Here is a 15536-nt window from a genome sequence, read left to right on the forward strand (position 1 = left end):
ATTTCAATGGCACAGTAACCTGTGCTCTGCACCCGCACGTCCAGAGCACAGCGACCCCGATACAGGTCTTAATGATGAAAGCCTATATGCTTACGCTTTGCGCGCTGGCTTTGCCAGCATCCGCCGCTGCTGCGGATACGACCCTGAGTGAAATTAACGCCCGGCTCGAAAGACTCGAGGCCGAATTAAAACAATCGCGCATCCAGTTACAGGATGCGACGCGAAAAATAGATAGCGCGGAAAAGAGAGCGGCGAGCGCCGAAAAAAATGCGGCGCACGCGCAAGAAAGATTACAGGCCGTAGAACATAAAACCGAGCAAGATTTAGCGCGAATAAAAAGTACGCCGCCGCAGTCTCTGGTCGCGCAAGATAACAATCAAGAGATTAAATTCGGCGGCTACGCGCGCAGCGGAATATTAACCAGCAAAGGTACCACCACCACCGTGGGACCTTCCCTGACGCCTGCGGGCAGCACCGGCGGCAGCGTCGGGCGCCTGGGTAATGAATCAGATACCTATGTTACTGCCGATATCAACTACCGACGAAAATATGATAATAATAGCCAGCTGCGTTATTACATGAAAATAGCCGAATGGGATAAAACCTATAATACGGATAGTTCCTTCAACGGCCAGATGAACGTCCGGCAGGCGTTTGTTGAGATGAGCGATATGCCCGCATTTAGCGGCGCATTTAAACAGGCGACGCTGTGGGCCGGAAAGCGCGAAGACCGGGATAATTTCGATATTCACTGGCTTGATTCCGATATGATGAATTTAATCGGTACCGGCGCCGGTATTTATGATGTCAATTTCGCGGGGGATATAAAAACCAATCTCGCGGTATACGGGCGTAATTTCAATGACATCGAGACAATGGACAACGTTGAATATAACAATATGACCGGAGCGGATAACACCTATATTCAAAACTACACCTTCTCGCTTAACAACAGGCTGGGCAAATTACAGTGGATGCTCAACGGGCTCTACTCGCAGGACAATAATAAACGGATAAACGATGGGCTGGCTTCGGATAAAGCAGCCTCGCAAGGGTTTAACACTATGCTGGCCTGGCACGGCGACAGCTTCTACGGACTGCGCCCGGGGAGCACGAAAACGGCGCTGCTGTATGGCCGCGCGCTGGGGGCGGAAGTACGCGGCCCGGGTTCCGACGGCTATCTGATTAGTCCGGCCTGGACCATCAAGTTTGCCACCTATGGGATGACCGCGCTTACCGACAGCCTGAGCATTGCACCGCTGATCGTCGCGCAGAGTAGTAATAGCCGCTATATCGACGCTGACCATTATAACTGGGTGACGCTGAACGCCCGGGTCATCCAGCAGATCAATCAGAACTTCGCCCTGCAGTACGAAAGCAGTTATCAGTATATGGATATCGACCCGAAAGGTTTTAACGGTAACCGACCCGCCAGCGGCAGCTACTACAAGCTGACGTTTGCCCCCACCTTCAAGCTGCAGAACGTGACGGACTTCTTTGAGCGCCCGGAAATCCGCTTTTTTGCCACCTGGATGCGCTGGGACAACGCGCTGGATGGCTACTCCTCCACGGACACCTTCGGCAGCGCCGGATACCACAGCGCGGGTACGCTATTCTTCGGCGCGCAGCTCGAAACCTGGTTCTGAAGCCGCAACGCTGTAACTAACCATCAGGAAGAGGCCCGCCAGCGATTGGCTCTCTTCCTTATTTTGAACCACAATTATCCTGCCAGATTTCCCTTATCCGGAAATGATTAATCGTGGAGCTTTTCAACTGGCGGAAGGCCACCGACAACAAATGTGATAACAACAACGGCGGGTCAGTTATATGAAGAAAATTGCCATTATCGGCGCCGGTCCAACCGGGATTTATACCCTGTTTTCACTCCTTAAATGCGGTGAGCCGCTGGACGTGTCCATTTACGAACAGGCTGAGGAAGCGGGCGTGGGCATGCCCTATAGCGATGAAGAAAACTCGCGCATGATGCTGGCCAATATCGCCAGTATTGAAATCCCGCCTCTCCAGAACACCTATCTCGACTGGCTGAAGGCCCAGAGCCGGACGCACCTTGCGCGCTATGGCGTCGATTATGAGGGGTTGCACGATCGTCAATTTTTGCCGCGCATCCTGCTGGGCGAATACTTTCGCGACCAGTTCCTTGGCCTGGTCGCCGAGGCCAGAGAACAGGGCTTTCACATCCGGGTCAATGAGTCCTGCCGGGTCAGCGACCTGCAGGCGACCGCAGAAGGGGTGAGGATGTGGGTCGAAGATGAGCCGGTCGACGAAGCCTTTGATCTCGCGGTTATCGCCACCGGCCACGTCTGGCCCGACGAAGAAGAGTCGACGCGCACCTGGTTTCCCAGCCCGTGGTCCGGCCTCATGGAGGCCAGCATTCCCCCCTGCCGGGTGGGGATTATGGGCACCTCGCTCAGCGGGATTGATGCCGCGATGGCCGTCGCCGTCCAGCACGGCCGCTTTATTGGGTCCAACGATGACGCCCTCTCTTTCAGGCTGGACGAGGCAAGCGAAGCGCTAAAAATCGTGTTGATGTCGCGCTCCGGCATTCTTCCCGAAGCGGATTTTTACTGTCCTATTCCCTGGGAGCCGCTCAGCATCGTGAGCGAAAGCGCGATGGAACACTCCATCGCCGCGGGGAGCGACGGTCTGCTCGATCGCGTCTTTGAGCTGGTAGCGAAGGAGATCGCGCTTGCCGACCCCCTATGGAGCGAAAATATCGCCCTTCACAGCCTGAATGCAGACAGCTTCAGCGAGGCGTGGTTCGCTAAGCGCCAGCAGCATAATCCGTTCCACTGGGCGCTGGATAACCTCGAAGAAGTTGAGCGCAACAAGCGCGCGCGATATACGGTTCCCTGGCGCTACGCGATCCTGCGGCTGCATGAAGCCGTTCAGGCGATGGTGCCTCACCTTAATGACCATGACCGGGAGCGTTTCAAAAATGGCCTTGCGCGGGTCTTTATCGACTGCTATGCAGCCATTCCTTCGGAGTCTATCCGCCGACTGCTGGCGCTGCGCGAAGCGGGCGTCATCAGTATTCTCGCCTTAGGGCACAACTATGAGATGGCGGTAGAGCATGAAAAGACGGTGCTTACCAGCGAACAAAATCGCTATACGTTTGATGTGTTTATTGATGCCAGAGGGCAAAAACCGCTGAAAAATAAAGATCTGCCCTTCCCGCACCTAAGGGAGCAACTGCTGGCGACCGGCGAAGATATCCCGGAAGTCGGAGACGATTATACGTTACTGGAGCCCTCTGAGGTACGCGGACGCATCGCCTTTGCCGCCATCCCTTGGCTGATGCACGACCAGCCTTTTGTTCAGGGGATCACCGCCTGCGCGGAAATCGGCGCGGCGATAGCGAAGGCCATATCTACGCCGGCTAGCCGCTCCCGCCGCCGTTTGTCGCCAATCGATTTTTAACCCGAGCCGCCCTCACGGGCGGCCGTTCTAGCGCTTTCCGGACTGCGGATGCCAGGGATCTTTTTTATGATCTTCGCTGTCATCTCTTTTTCTCGGCACTTCCCCCTGTTCGCGCGGGTCCTCTTTCGACGGATGACGGCCCCACTTATCCGGGTCGGCTGGATTTTTTACGGACATGCATTTCTCCTGACTAAGCGATTATTTCTGGATCCGATCCACCCGCACCACCGGCGGCGTCATTTTTTTATCAAGGCTGCCGTTGATGCTGATCATCTGATCGGGCTTCACTTCGCGGCCATCAAAAACCGCGGCGGGAATAATTAGCGCAATGGTGTCGGTTTTATCGCGAAAGCTGTAGCGATCGTCGCCGTGCTGCTCAATAAGATTGCCGCGTAATGAAATGGTTGCCCCATCGTGCATATCCAGCGCCTGGCGCACGGTCATGATCCGACCATCTTCAGTCCCGCGATAGCCATCATCAATTTTATGCGGCGGAGGTGGAGCAGCCTCTTTTTTAAACCCACCTTCATCCGCGGCGTAGACGCCTTGCGCCATCAGCGAACAGAAAATAACAGCCAGTAATTTTTTCATCAGCAATACCTCCAGCGTATTTTTCTTTTGTCTTAATAAGTCTGGTTGCTACTATTCATTTTCACAAGTTCCGTGCCTGATGAATCATCGGGAAATATTTTTAATGTTTTCAGCGCCCGCGTAAATATGAGCGCCAGGCAGTATTAATCCCCGCCTAAATATACCGTCAGGCTTGCGATAGAATAATCCTAAAATGGCCAACGCTGCCGTCGCTTCTCATTTTTAAAAGTTTCCCGGCAATCAGTGAATTACCGTTCGGAGATGAATAAAAACGCAAAAATTCTAAAAGCGAAGCTGTTCAAATATTCCTCGATATTCCACCACTGGCTGACCAGCAACTACGCTTAATCTTTTAACACGAGGAGGTCAGTATGAGCGATTACGCTAATAATACCGCGAAGTATCCCCGTCCCCCGTTTGTTGACCAACCGCAATCGCCGCCAGGTCTTGCCGAAGAGATGAAGCCGCAGCCGGATCACGGCGAACTGAGCTATGTCGGCGCCGGTCGACTCGCCGGCAAACGCGCCCTGATTACCGGCGGCGATTCCGGGATTGGTCGCGCGGTCGCGATCGCCTTCGCCCGAGAGGGCGCCGATGTGGCGATCAACTATCTGCCGGAAGAGGAGTCCGATGCGGAAACCGTGATTGCTCTCATTGAGGCCGAAGGACGTCAGGCCGTCGCGATTCCGGGAGATGTGCGCGACGAATCCTTCTGCGAAACCCTGGTCGAACAGGCCGTCAGCGAACTCGGCGGGCTGGATATTCTGGTCAATAATGCCGGACGCCAGCAATACTGCGAATCGCTGGAAGAATTGACCACCGCCGACTTTGACGCCACCTTCAAAACCAACGTTTATGCGGCCTTCTGGATCACTAAAGCCGCCCTGCGTCATCTTAAAGAACACAGCGCGATTATTAATACTTCATCAGTCCAGGCCTTTAAGCCAAGCCCCATCCTACTGGACTATGCGCAAACCAAAGCGTGCCTGGTGGCGTTCACCAAGTCGCTGGCCAAACAGCTGGGGCCGAAGGGCATTCGGGTTAACGCCGTCGCCCCCGGCCCCTACTGGACGGTACTGCAGTCAAGCGGCGGCCAGCCGGATGAGAAAGTTCGTCAGTTCGGCGCCGATACGCCGCTAGGCCGCCCCGGCCAACCGGTGGAGATTGCGCCGCTGTACGTAACCCTGGCTTCCGACGCCTGCTCCTTCACCTCCGGCCAGGTGTGGTGCTCCGATGGCGGCGACGGCGTGGTATAAGCCGCAGGCGGCGCGCCCTCAGCGGTGCGCCGTCGTATTCAGGCAGGCGAGATACTTCTGCGCTGAATCTAAAACGATCTGCCGGGCATTTTTCGTGACGTTCTGTCCCTCGAAGGCGCCGTACAGCGCTTCAAAGGGCGTATCGCCCAGACGCTCAACGATCTTCTCGACGCTGGCTGCCGCGAGCGGCAGCAAATTGGGATAGCTCCACATAAACGAAACGGCGTGCGCCCCCGGCGTCACCTGGATGATATCGCCCGCCAGCATGATGCCATCATCTTTTGCCCAGTGCAGAACGGTGCCTCCGGCGAAATGCCCGCCCAGCCGCAGCAACCGCACCGCAGGGAGGATCTCCAGCGCATCCCCTTCCCACAGCGTGATTGCCGGGCTATCGCGCATAATCCATTCGCGATCGCTGGCATGAAGGTAGATTCGCGCGTCGAAGGCTTCCGCCCACGTCTGCATCGTGGTGTAGTAATGAGGATGAGAAATGGCGATCGCTTTTATCCCGCCCAGCGCGGCGATCAGGGTTTTTGTCGCCGCGTCCAGATTGGCGATGCAGTCCCACAGAATATTCCCCTGCGGGGTGAGCAGCAGAAACGCGCGCTGGTCGATGGCAAATTTCGGTACCGTCTTGATGCTCAACAGCTCGCCGCTATGCTGCCGCCACTTATTCCCATGAGTGCGAACCAGAGTCTCTAATTCAATCCATGCCTGGCCGCTGGCCGGGACGTACTGACGTTCATCCTCACAGATACGGCACCGGCTCAGGATGTTGTCGCCGTCGTCGTAAGAAGTGCCGCAGGTTGCGCACAGCTTGATCATTACTTCCCCTTAAAAAAACAGACTACGCAGGAGTAATAAGTATGGCAGATAAGGCGGGAACGAGGGCTTCCGTGCCCTGCGGGAGGTTTATTCGAAATAGACGTCAGGGTTTTCCGACAGCGACACGAAGGTCTTGCTGTTTTTATCCAGCGCGCGAATATCGCCGCTTTCAATATCGTAGAACCAGCCGTGCAGACGCAGCGTGCTATCGCGCAGGCCCACGGCAACCGACGGGTGGGTTTTGATGTTGTTCAACTGGGCGATGACGTTTTCCTGCACCATTCCGTTGACTTTATCGGTCTCGTTGGCCCAGGTTTTCTTCTCCACGACCGCTTTCGCCGCATCGGAGTAGCGCAGCCAGTGGGAGACGGCAGGCATCGGGTCCAGGCACTGGCAGGTGGCGATGGCTTTCATCGCGCCGCAGTTGGAGTGGCCACAAATGACGATATCGGTCACGCCCAGGGCGACGACGGCATACTCGATGGTGGCGGAAACCCCGCCCGGCTCAGGACCGAAAGAGGGCACGATATTCCCGGCGTTACGGATCACAAACAGCTGCCCCGGCTCCTGCTGGGTCACCAGCTCCGGCACCAGGCGGCTATCTGAACAAGAGATAAACAGCGCTTTAGGATTCTGGCTGGATGCCAGGCTGCGGAAGAGCTCTTTACGTTGCGGGAAGATCTCTTTCTGGAAGTTGAGGAAGCCCTCAATGATATGTTGCATAGCAGTGTCTCTTTTCTCTGTTTTAATGACGATATGACAAAGATCACATTTAGTCAGTTTATCACCGACGCGCGAAATGGGAATCGTTATTCGAACGGGCAACTAAACATCACCTCGCAAAGTTGGGTGACAGAGGGGTAAAGATTGTTTATTTTTTTGAGAGCGAAATCAATCATGAGCCGGAGCCAGATACGACTTTAGCGCTCAACGTCAACCAGGAGCGTTTATGTTCTTATCCAGCCTGATGGCCCTTGCCGCCGTCCTTATTATGGGCGTGATTAGTCCCGGCCCGAGCTTCATTTACGTTGCCCGCAACGCCGTTGCGCGCTCAAGAACGCACGGTCTGGTCACCGCGCTGGGCACCGGCGCGGGAGCGGCCATCTTTTCGATTATGGCCATGCTGGGGTTACAAAAAGTTCTGACCGCAGTGCCGGAAATGTTTATTGGCCTGAAGGTCGCAGGCGGCCTCTATCTGCTCTGGCTGGGGTATAAAATTTACCGCGGCGCGGCGCAGCCGATGGATTTTGCGGCAGGTGGCATGGCGGCGGAACATTCGCTGCTGAAAACCTTCCGCGATGGTCTGTATACCCAGCTGAGCAACCCAAAAACGGCGCTGGTATTCGCCTCTATTTTTACCGCCCTGCTGCCGGAGCGCATCCCGCTGGCCTTTTACTATATCGTGCCGCTGATGAGCTTTCTGATCGACGTCAGCTGGTATTCGCTGGTGGCCCTGGTGCTCTCTTCCGCCCGACCGCGCGGCGTCTATCTGCGCATGAAGCGTAAGATCGATATCCTCACCGCCACGGTGCTGGGCGCCCTCGGCCTGCGCCTGATTGCCACGTCGTTGTCAAAGTAAGTCCATACGGCGCTTAAACGGTGTAAATACGAATATCGTGTTCGCTGAACGCGTCGCGATATTCCCGACTGATGTTCTCCTCGACCACCAGCACATCAATGGCGCTGCTTTCGACCACCATAAAGCGCGCCACCGCCGGGATCTTATCGGAGGTGAGGCCGACTATGATTTCGCTGCACTGCTTGATCACCGCTTTTTTAAATTCGCAGTCGGCGTAGTCAAAACCCGTCAGGCCAGACTCGGGCGCCATAGCGCAGCCGCCGATAAAACCCTGATCGAAAAGCATACCCTGAATCTGCGCCACCGCGGAGGCGCCCACGCAGCCGCCGCTGGCCCGCTGGATCTGACCGCCAAGCATGACCACATCGTACAGCGGTTTCTTGAGCAGGACGGCGGCGATCTCGGGAGAATTGGTGACCACGGTTAACGCCAGCTCCGCTGGTAACGCTTCCGCCATCGCCAGATTGGTGGTGCCGGTATCGATAAAAATGCAGCCGCCGGGCTTCACCAGCTTTGCGCACTTCTGCGCGATCCTGCTTTTTGTCGCCGTATTTTTCTCTTTGCGCTCGCTATAGTCCCCCGCCTCCGGCAGGGTCATCACCGCGCCGCCGTAGACCTTTTTACAGTACCCTTCCCGGCTAAGTTCATGTAAATCACGGCGAATAGTATGCTCGGAGACGTTAAGGCGGTCGGCAAGCTCGGCGCAAACCACTCTGCCGTTCTCCTGCAGAATCTGGCAAATAAGCGCTTGTCGTTGTTTGGGGAAAGCAGCATAATCGAGCACAAGTAACTCCTGATTAAATCTTCATCGAGCAACAAAGTGCATGATCGTGCATTACGGCCCTGACTGTCAACTCACCCTATCAAGAGGTTTGCTATGAAAATTGCCCACATCGCTCTATGGACCCGCCAGCTTGAGCAACAGGCCCATTTTTGGGTGTCGTTTTTCGACGGCGAGATCAATGAGAAGTACTGCAGCCAAACCAACCCCGGTTTTGAGTCCTTTTTTGTCAAGATTGGCGACAACGTTGCCATTGAGCTGATGACCAAGCCGGGGCTGGTCGCACTGACGGCGGATAATAACCGTACTGGCTGGGTGCACCTGGCGATAAGCGTTGGCGGCGCGGAAAATGTCGACAGGCTGGCGAAACGCGCCGACGCGCAGGGAATACTGGTTTCCCCACCGCGAACCACCGGTGACGGCTACTATGAAGCGGTGATCAAAGACCCCGATGGCAACCTGATTGAAATCGTCGCATAGTGAAGGAAAGTCAGCCAACAGGAGAGGCCCGTGGCCAACTATCGCGTAATCGACAAACAACACTGGCCGCGAAAAGATCATTTTGATTTTTATCGCGGTTTTGCCAACCCCAGCTTTAATCTCTGCGTTCCCGTCGAGGCGCAGCGGCTATACGAATGCGCGAAAGATCGCGGCGTCTCTTTTTTCCAGCTGGCGCTCTACGGGCTGGTGCGCGCGGCAAACGACGTGCCACAGCTTAAGCAGCGGCTGCTGGACGACGAGATTGTCGAATATGATCAATTGGCTGTGATGACGCCGGTGATGACCGCGCAGGAAGGTTTTCGCCAGGTCTGGTGCGATAACGCCGCTGACTTTGCCGCCTTTAGCGCTGCGGCTACGCCGAAGATTGACGCGGCGAAACGGACCGCGCCGGCGCCGCTTATCGTCAACGGCGAGAACTTCTTCTGCGCCAGCTGCCTGCCATGGCTGCATTTCAGCGCCATGACCCACGCCGAGTATTACGTCGGCGCAGCGGTACCCGCCCTCACCTGGGGCAAGCTCAAAAACGGCATTATCCCGGTCGCGGGCAGATTCAATCACGCCTTCGTCGACGGCCTGCACGCCAGCCGCTTTTTCGCCCGGGTCGAAGAGGGGTTTTCCGAACCGGATACGCTCTGGCAGACGCCATAAACTTTCGGCTTACGTTCCGGGCCTGCCCGCGGTCGCCGCACGCTACGTACTGCTTACCGCAGCATTGCGGCCGGATGGCGGCCCTTCCCCTTTCTCTCCCCCGCAGACAGCAGAGAACGCTGGCGCTTAGCACAAAAATGGCAGATTAATGCAGAATTATAGCTAATGCTAAATTGCTATAAGCCATAGCCTTTCGTTGTTAGACAGGCTGCGATGCGCCTCTTATCTTTCGTCATGATTTGTAAATACTCAACGCAATCAATTGATGAGGGAGCACTTTTGTCCAGACTACTGCACGGGTTAAAAACCAAACAAACGCGGTTCGCGCTTGCTCTGAAAATAGCGTTGCTCGGCGGCGCGGTGGCATTTTCTTCTGTCGCCATCGCCGACGACATTTTAAAAGAAGGGATCACCCCGGCCAGCGATGCCAGCCAGATCCCCGCGGCGGCGAAGCTGCGCAAAGATACCGTCGTGGCCGGCATCTCCGAGCCGCAGGGTATATTTAACCCCTACTTCTTCGTCAACGGCTGGGATGAGAACGTCACCAACGTCATCTTCTCGCGCCTGATCGACTGGGACAGCCACGGCAAGCTGGTGCCGGGCCTCGCCGAAAGCTGGACGGTCAGTTCGGATAACAAGGTCTACACCATCAAGCTGCGTCCCAACCTGACCTTTAGCGACGGTTCGCCGCTGACCGCCGAGGATGTCGCCTTTACCCTCACCGTGCTGCTGGACCCGAAATACGATGGCGATACCGATATTACGCTCGCCAATATCGCCGGCGGCGCGGACTACAAGGCGGGGAAAGCCGATAGCGTCAGCGGCCTGAAAGTGATTGATCCCTTAACGCTCCAGGTAACCACCACCCAACCGGGCGCGACGACGCTGGCAAAAATTGGCGGCCCGGTCCTCTCCAAAGCCTATTACGGCAAAGGCTACCAGCGCGGGAATCTCGATTATCTGCGCACCCTGCACGGCAAACCGCTGGGCAACGGTCCCTACGTTTACGACAAATACATCCCCGGCCAGGAGATTCGTTTCCACGCCAACAGCCACTTTTATCGCGGAACCCCGCCGACTCCGCGCTTTATTTATCGCGTGACCAACCCGTCGACCAACTTCCAGCTCTTCCAGACGGGCGAAACCGACTACGACGCCTTTACCTCGCGTCCTGATGATATCGAACAGCTGAAAATGCTCGGTTTTGCCAATATCAACCTCTACGGTTCCAGCGACTACAGCCAGGTGGAATTTAACCTCCGCCGCCCGGCGCTGAAGGACGTGAAGGTACGCCAGGCGCTGATTTACGGCCTCGACCGCCAGAAGCTGATTGATGTGGTCTACCAGGGCTACGGTAAAGTGGCGATTGAGCCTATCGCGCCGATCTCCTGGGCCTGGAACGCCGATGGGGTGAACCCGTATCACTATGACCCGGCGCAGGCGAAAAAGCTGCTTGACGAAGCCGGCTGGAAACCGGGCGCAGACGGTATCCGCGTTAAAGATGGCAAACGCCTCGAGTTAACCCTGCTGGTCAGCAAGAAAGTGCTCAACGATGCGCTGATCCCCATCGCCAAAGAGAACTGGCAGCAGATTGGCGTGCTGTTAAAACCGCAGGTGGTCGACTTCAACGCCCTGATGGCGCAGCGTAAATCGGGTAATTACGACCTGGCATCGTTCAGCACCAGCACCCTTAATGACCCGCACGATGGCGTGTGGGATTTTTACAGCGCGGAAGCGAAAGAGTCCGGCTATAACAATCCGCAGGTTGACAAGCTGATAACCGAAGGCAACTCGGTGCTCGACGTGGAAAAACGTAAGCCAATCTACCACCGGCTGTATCAGGTGCTGGCGCAGGACCCGCCGGTGATCCTGCTCGGCTACCGCGAAATTCTCTCGGCGAGCAGCGCCCGGGTTAGCGGCTTCAAACCGGATATCTACAACGGCCTGACCGGCAGTCTGCCGGATGTCAAAATCGTTAAGTAATCCTGAGCCGCCGGGCCTCCCGGCGGCTGACGTGAGAATGTCATGAGAAATTTCATCCTGAGACGGCTGCTGCAAACGCTGCCGATGCTGCTGCTGGCCTCCTTTATCATTTTTATGCTGTTTGCCAAAACGCCGGGCGATTTTATCGATGGCAATATCACCCTCACCGCCGCTCGCGCCGCCGAACTGAAAGCCATTTACGGCCTGGATCAGCCGCTGCTCACCCGCTATCTCCATTGGCTCGGCCAGCTGCTGCGCGGCGATCTGGGGTTCTCGCTGCAGTACCAGATCCCGGTCAGTCAGCTGCTCAACCAGTACATCTGGAACTCCTTTCTGCTGGCCAGCGTGGCGCTAGTGTTCTACTGGGGAATTGGCCTGACGGTGGGCGTGATCTCGGCGCTGAAGCCCAATTCTGCATTCGATCATCTGGTGAGCGTCGCGGTGTTCGCCGCCATGTCGTTCCCGACCTTTTTCCTCTGCCTGCTGCTGATCAAATGGTTCGCCGTCGATCTGCACTGGCTACCGGTGGGGGGCATGACCAATACCGGCAGCGACGACAGCGGCTGGGAGTATGTGCTGCAGGTCGCCGCCCATCTGGCGCTGCCGGTACTGGCGCTGGTGATGCTCCAGGCGGGCAGCCTGACCCGCTATTTTCGCGCCAGCATGCTCGATGTGGTGAAAATGGATTTTATCCGCACCGCCCGCGCCAAAGGGCTGCGCGAACGCACGGTTATCCTCAAGCACGCCCTGCGTAACGCCCTGCTGCCGATCATCACCCTGCTCGGCTTCGAGCTTCCGGGACTCTTCTCCGGGGCGATCATCACCGAAAAAGTGTTTAACTGGCCGGGGGCCGGGCATATTCATATCGATTCGCTGGCCGCCCGCGACTACCCGGTGTTAATGGGCTTCACCCTGTTTCTGGCGGTGCTCACTATTCTTGGCAACCTGATTGCCGATGTGCTCTACGCGTGGGCCGACCCGCGCATTCGCGTGAGGTCCTGATGCTTAGCTCTCTGTTCTCTTCCCGCCGACGCCTGCGTAAGGCGGAAATCCCGGCGCTGGCCCAGGTGACCCCGTCCCCCTGGCGTCAGGCCTGGCGGGCGCTGCGCCGCAACCGGCTGGCGATGCTGTGCCTGCTGCTGCTGGCGGTCATGGCCCTGTGGTGCGTCCTGGGGCCGCTGTGGTCGCCGTGGCAAGACGACGCCACCGACGCCCTGATGATCAACAAGCCGCCCGGCGCGGCGCACTGGCTGGGCACCGACTTTCTCGGTCGCGATATCTATACCCGCCTGCTGCTGGCCGGGCGCATTTCGCTGATTATTGGCCTGCTGACCATGCTGCTGTCGGTCGCCCTTGGCTATCTGCTCGGCGCGCTGTCTGGCTACGCCGGCGGCCTGACCGATAAACTCATTATGCGTTTTGCCGACCTGGTGATGACCATCCCCGGCCTGCCGCTGCTGATTGTCGCGGGCGCGATGCTGTCCGAACTCGATTTCTCGCCGGACTCACGTATCTATATGGTGGTGATTATGCTGAGCCTGCTGGAGTGGCCGAAGCTGGCGCGGCTGGTGCGCGGACAGTGCCTCTCCCTGCGCGAGCGCGACTTTATGCTGGCGACCCAGGTGCTGGGGCTGTCGGCACGACGCCGCCTGTTTGGTCATCTGCTGCCGAATACGGTACCGATTCTGGTGGTGATGGCGACCATGGCGGTGGCTAACGCCATTCTCAGCGAGTCGGCGCTCAGCTACCTCGGGCTTGGGGTGGTGCCGCCAACGCCGTCGTGGGGCAATATGATGGACGCCGCCAACAGCCTGATCGACTTTCAGCGCCGTCCCTGGCTGTGGATGCCGCCGGGGATCGCCATTTTTATCACCGTTATTGCCATCAACGTGCTGGGCGACGGCCTGCGCGACGCGATGGATCCCAAAATGAAACAGAGGCTGAAATGAGTCGCCCGTTAATGACGTTTAATCAGCTTTCGGTCTCGTTTGCCGCCGACAAAAGCCGGGTACGCGCGGTGCAGGAGGTGTCGTTCTCTATCCACGCTGGGCAGACCGTGGGCGTGGTCGGCGAATCCGGCTGCGGCAAAAGCGTCACCGCCCTGTCGTTAATGGGCCTGCTGCCGCCGCAGGCGGCTCGCATTGACGGCGGAGAGATTCTTTTCGCGGGCCAGGACCTGCTACGGCTGAATAAGGCCCGCATGTCCGACCTGCGCGGCAATCAGCTGGCGATGATTTTTCAGGAGCCGATGACCGCCCTGAACCCGGTACTCACCGTTGGCGAGCAGCTGTGCGAACCGCTGATTCGTCACCGAGGCGAGTCGCCGAAAGCCGCATGGCGGCACGCTACCGCGCTGCTCGCCCATGTCGGGCTGGCGCGGGCGGAGAGCCTGATGGCCAGCTATCCACATCAGCTCTCCGGCGGCATGCTGCAGCGGGTGATGATCGCCATGGCGCTGAGCTGTCAGCCGAAGCTGCTGATTGCCGATGAGCCGACGACCGCGCTGGATGTGACCGTGCAGGCGCAAATTCTGCGCCTGCTGCGCGACCAGGCGCGGGCCAACCGGATGGCGATGATGCTGATTACTCACGATCTCGGGGTCATCGCGCAGATGGCCGAGCACGTCGTGGTGATGTACGCCGGGCGGATCGTCGAGCAGGGCGCGACCGCCGATATTCTGCGCAACCCGCAGCATCCCTATACCCAGGGGCTGATTGCCTCCCGTCCGGTACCGGGGGAACGGCGCCGCCGCCTCTACTCGATCCCCGGCCAGGTGCCGGACCTCGCCGCCCTGCCCGCCGGGTGCGCCTTCGCCGAACGCTGCGCCAACGCGACCGCGCGCTGTCGCCAGGGCGTTCCGCCGCTGGTGGGGCAAACCCAACAGGCGGCCTGCTTTTATAGTGAACTCGCGGAGTCCGTGATATGAGTCATGAATACGTGATTGAAGTGGATGGGCTGAAAAAGTACTTCCCGCTGCGCGACGGGCTGTTCGGTCAGCAGACCGGCGAACTGCGGGCGGTGGATGGCGTGAGCTTTAAGATTCGCCGGGGAACGATTTTTGGCCTGGTGGGCGAATCCGGCAGCGGGAAAACCACCGTTGGCCGTACGCTGCTGGGGCTGTATGAGAAGACCGCCGGTAGCGTCAAGTTTCGCGGTCAGGAGCTTTCCGAACTGTCGCCGCGGGCAATGCGCGCGCTGCGCCCGAAAATCCAGCTGGTGTTTCAGGATCCCTACAGTTCGTTAAACCCGCGGATCCGCATCGGTGACGCCATCGGTGAAGCGATGCTGGAGCACAAGCTGTGTCGCCGGGAGGAGCTGTATGACAAAACCATTGATGTCATGCGCATCTGCGGTCTTGCGCCGCAGCACTACCATCGTTTTCCGCACGAGTTTTCCGGCGGCCAGCGCCAGCGCATCGGCATTGCCCGGGCGCTGATCCTAAACCCGGATTTTATTATTGCCGATGAACCCATTTCGGCCCTCGATGTGTCGATTCAGGCACAGATTATTAATCTGTTTTCCGATCTGCGCGACGACCATGGGGTGACGTTTTTGTTTATCTCCCATGACCTCGGCGTGGTAGAGCATCTGTGCGATGACGTGGCGGTGATGTACCTCGGCCAGTTGGTGGAGACCGCCAGTCGCGATGCGCTATTCAGCCGGCCTTTGCATCCGTATACGCAGGCGCTGCTGGCGGCGGTCCCGACCCTCGATCCGAATAGCGAGCCGCTGGCGGTAGTGCAAGGTGAAATACCCGATCCGTCGAGGCCGCCCGCCGGCTGCCGCTTTTCCTCCCGCTGTCCGCAGGCCAGCGACCGCTGCCGGCGCGAAATCCCGGGATTAAGGGAGGTCGCCGACGGCCACCGCGTCGCCTGCCATGTGGTTTAGCGCCGGCCAGGCTTCAGACCATAAAAAAAGCCGCCCACAAAGGGGC

16 protein-coding genes are annotated in these 15536 nt (G+C 57.8%); 11 read left to right on the forward strand and 5 right to left on the reverse strand.

The window, feature by feature from the left end:
• Window positions 1-71: 71 nt before the first annotated feature.
• Together KCG39_RS06940 and KCG39_RS06945 are read left to right on the forward strand one after the other, a co-directional pair.
• Entirely contained in the window at window positions 72-1646 is a 1575-nt protein-coding gene (locus KCG39_RS06940) for a carbohydrate porin (protein ID WP_049113546.1), read from the forward strand.
• A gap of 181 nt (window positions 1647-1827) precedes the next feature.
• Entirely contained in the window at window positions 1828-3438 is a 1611-nt protein-coding gene (locus tag KCG39_RS06945; RefSeq protein ID WP_142468151.1) for an FAD-NAD(P)-binding protein, read from the forward strand.
• Window positions 3439-3465: 27 nt separating this feature from the next.
• Here the strand turns inward: KCG39_RS06945 and KCG39_RS06950 are convergent, their stop codons facing one another.
• Together KCG39_RS06950 and KCG39_RS06955 are read right to left on the reverse strand one after the other, a co-directional pair.
• Window positions 3466-3615, reverse strand: a complete 150-nt coding sequence (locus KCG39_RS06950; RefSeq protein ID WP_185910503.1) for a hypothetical protein — start codon at window positions 3613-3615, stop codon at window positions 3466-3468.
• Between the two features lie 21 nt (window positions 3616-3636).
• Window positions 3637-4029, reverse strand: coding sequence for a YdeI family stress tolerance OB fold protein (locus KCG39_RS06955; protein ID WP_004119392.1), 393 nt, complete (start codon window positions 4027-4029; stop codon window positions 3637-3639).
• A 371-nt stretch (window positions 4030-4400) separates the two neighbouring features.
• On the opposite strand from KCG39_RS06955, the gene KCG39_RS06960 reads away from it, so the two are divergent.
• Entirely contained in the window at window positions 4401-5285 is an 885-nt protein-coding gene (locus tag KCG39_RS06960; protein WP_004119389.1) for an SDR family oxidoreductase, read from the forward strand.
• Window positions 5286-5303: 18 nt separating this feature from the next.
• Here the strand turns inward: KCG39_RS06960 and KCG39_RS06965 are convergent, their stop codons facing one another.
• Together KCG39_RS06965 and KCG39_RS06970 are read right to left on the reverse strand one after the other, a co-directional pair.
• On the reverse strand, window positions 5304-6110 hold the full coding sequence (locus KCG39_RS06965) for an MBL fold metallo-hydrolase (RefSeq protein ID WP_112164828.1): 807 nt from the start codon (window positions 6108-6110) through the stop codon (window positions 5304-5306).
• A gap of 87 nt (window positions 6111-6197) precedes the next feature.
• Complete coding sequence (locus tag KCG39_RS06970; protein ID WP_004119381.1) at window positions 6198-6833, reverse strand: carbonic anhydrase; 636 nt, start codon at window positions 6831-6833, stop codon at window positions 6198-6200.
• Between the two features lie 226 nt (window positions 6834-7059).
• Between KCG39_RS06970 and KCG39_RS06975 the strand changes: the two genes are divergently transcribed.
• Window positions 7060-7689 carry a LysE family translocator gene (locus tag KCG39_RS06975; protein WP_004119378.1) on the forward strand — a complete coding sequence of 210 codons (630 nt, stop codon included), beginning with the start codon at window positions 7060-7062 and terminating at the stop codon, window positions 7687-7689.
• A gap of 13 nt (window positions 7690-7702) precedes the next feature.
• Here KCG39_RS06975 and KCG39_RS06980 read toward each other — a convergent pair whose 3' ends face one another.
• Window positions 7703-8473: a DeoR/GlpR family DNA-binding transcription regulator gene (locus KCG39_RS06980; RefSeq protein ID WP_004119375.1), complete on the reverse strand. Its 771-nt coding sequence runs from the start codon at window positions 8471-8473 to the stop codon at window positions 7703-7705.
• A 93-nt stretch (window positions 8474-8566) separates the two neighbouring features.
• Between KCG39_RS06980 and KCG39_RS06985 the strand changes: the two genes are divergently transcribed.
• From KCG39_RS06985 to KCG39_RS07015, 7 genes are all read left to right on the forward strand, one after another.
• On the forward strand, window positions 8567-8950 hold the full coding sequence (locus KCG39_RS06985; RefSeq protein ID WP_004119372.1) for a VOC family protein: 384 nt from the start codon (window positions 8567-8569) through the stop codon (window positions 8948-8950).
• 30 nt (window positions 8951-8980) lie between these two features.
• Window positions 8981-9619, forward strand: a complete 639-nt coding sequence (locus KCG39_RS06990) for a CatA-like O-acetyltransferase, family 1 (protein WP_049114371.1) — start codon at window positions 8981-8983, stop codon at window positions 9617-9619.
• Window positions 9620-9898: 279 nt separating this feature from the next.
• Window positions 9899-11602: an ABC transporter substrate-binding protein gene (locus KCG39_RS06995; RefSeq protein ID WP_142445629.1), complete on the forward strand. Its 1704-nt coding sequence runs from the start codon at window positions 9899-9901 to the stop codon at window positions 11600-11602.
• Between the two features lie 42 nt (window positions 11603-11644).
• Window positions 11645-12604, forward strand: a complete 960-nt coding sequence (locus KCG39_RS07000) for an ABC transporter permease (protein WP_049114367.1) — start codon at window positions 11645-11647, stop codon at window positions 12602-12604.
• A complete protein-coding gene (gene opp4C / locus KCG39_RS07005) occupies window positions 12604-13551 on the forward strand; it encodes an oligopeptide ABC transporter permease (protein WP_004119359.1) in 948 nt (315 codons plus the stop codon). The genes KCG39_RS07000 and opp4C overlap by 1 nt, the downstream gene beginning before the upstream one ends.
• Entirely contained in the window at window positions 13548-14528 is a 981-nt protein-coding gene (locus KCG39_RS07010) for an ABC transporter ATP-binding protein (protein ID WP_004119358.1), read from the forward strand. Before opp4C ends, KCG39_RS07010 begins: the two co-directional genes overlap by 4 nt.
• Entirely contained in the window at window positions 14525-15490 is a 966-nt protein-coding gene (locus KCG39_RS07015) for an ABC transporter ATP-binding protein (RefSeq protein WP_112164823.1), read from the forward strand. Before KCG39_RS07010 ends, KCG39_RS07015 begins: the two co-directional genes overlap by 4 nt.
• Window positions 15491-15536: the final 46 nt, after the last annotated feature.

The sequence above is a fragment of the Klebsiella pasteurii genome, assembly GCF_018139045.1.
Taxonomy (GTDB): Bacteria; Pseudomonadota; Gammaproteobacteria; order Enterobacterales; family Enterobacteriaceae; genus Klebsiella; species Klebsiella grimontii.

Bases quoted from the DNA above. Each gene is read 5' to 3' on its own strand.
- KCG39_RS07015 (WP_112164823.1), top strand. From the start codon at position 14,525: ATGAGTCATGAATACGTGATTGAAGTGGATGGGCTGAAAAAGTACTTC.
- KCG39_RS06955 (WP_004119392.1), bottom strand. From the start codon at position 4,029: ATGAAAAAATTACTGGCTGTTATTTTCTGTTCGCTGATGGCGCAAGGC.
- KCG39_RS07000 (WP_049114367.1), top strand. From the start codon at position 11,645: ATGAGAAATTTCATCCTGAGACGGCTGCTGCAAACGCTGCCGATGCTG.
- KCG39_RS06940 (WP_049113546.1), top strand. From the start codon at position 72: ATGATGAAAGCCTATATGCTTACGCTTTGCGCGCTGGCTTTGCCAGCA.
- KCG39_RS06945 (WP_142468151.1), top strand. From the start codon at position 1,828: ATGAAGAAAATTGCCATTATCGGCGCCGGTCCAACCGGGATTTATACC.
- KCG39_RS06950 (WP_185910503.1), bottom strand. From the start codon at position 3,615: ATGTCCGTAAAAAATCCAGCCGACCCGGATAAGTGGGGCCGTCATCCG.
- KCG39_RS06960 (WP_004119389.1), top strand. From the start codon at position 4,401: ATGAGCGATTACGCTAATAATACCGCGAAGTATCCCCGTCCCCCGTTT.
- KCG39_RS07010 (WP_004119358.1), top strand. From the start codon at position 13,548: ATGAGTCGCCCGTTAATGACGTTTAATCAGCTTTCGGTCTCGTTTGCC.
- KCG39_RS06965 (WP_112164828.1), bottom strand. From the start codon at position 6,110: ATGATCAAGCTGTGCGCAACCTGCGGCACTTCTTACGACGACGGCGAC.
- KCG39_RS06985 (WP_004119372.1), top strand. From the start codon at position 8,567: ATGAAAATTGCCCACATCGCTCTATGGACCCGCCAGCTTGAGCAACAG.
- opp4C (WP_004119359.1), top strand. From the start codon at position 12,604: ATGCTTAGCTCTCTGTTCTCTTCCCGCCGACGCCTGCGTAAGGCGGAA.
- KCG39_RS06975 (WP_004119378.1), top strand. From the start codon at position 7,060: ATGTTCTTATCCAGCCTGATGGCCCTTGCCGCCGTCCTTATTATGGGC.
- KCG39_RS06970 (WP_004119381.1), bottom strand. From the start codon at position 6,833: ATGCAACATATCATTGAGGGCTTCCTCAACTTCCAGAAAGAGATCTTC.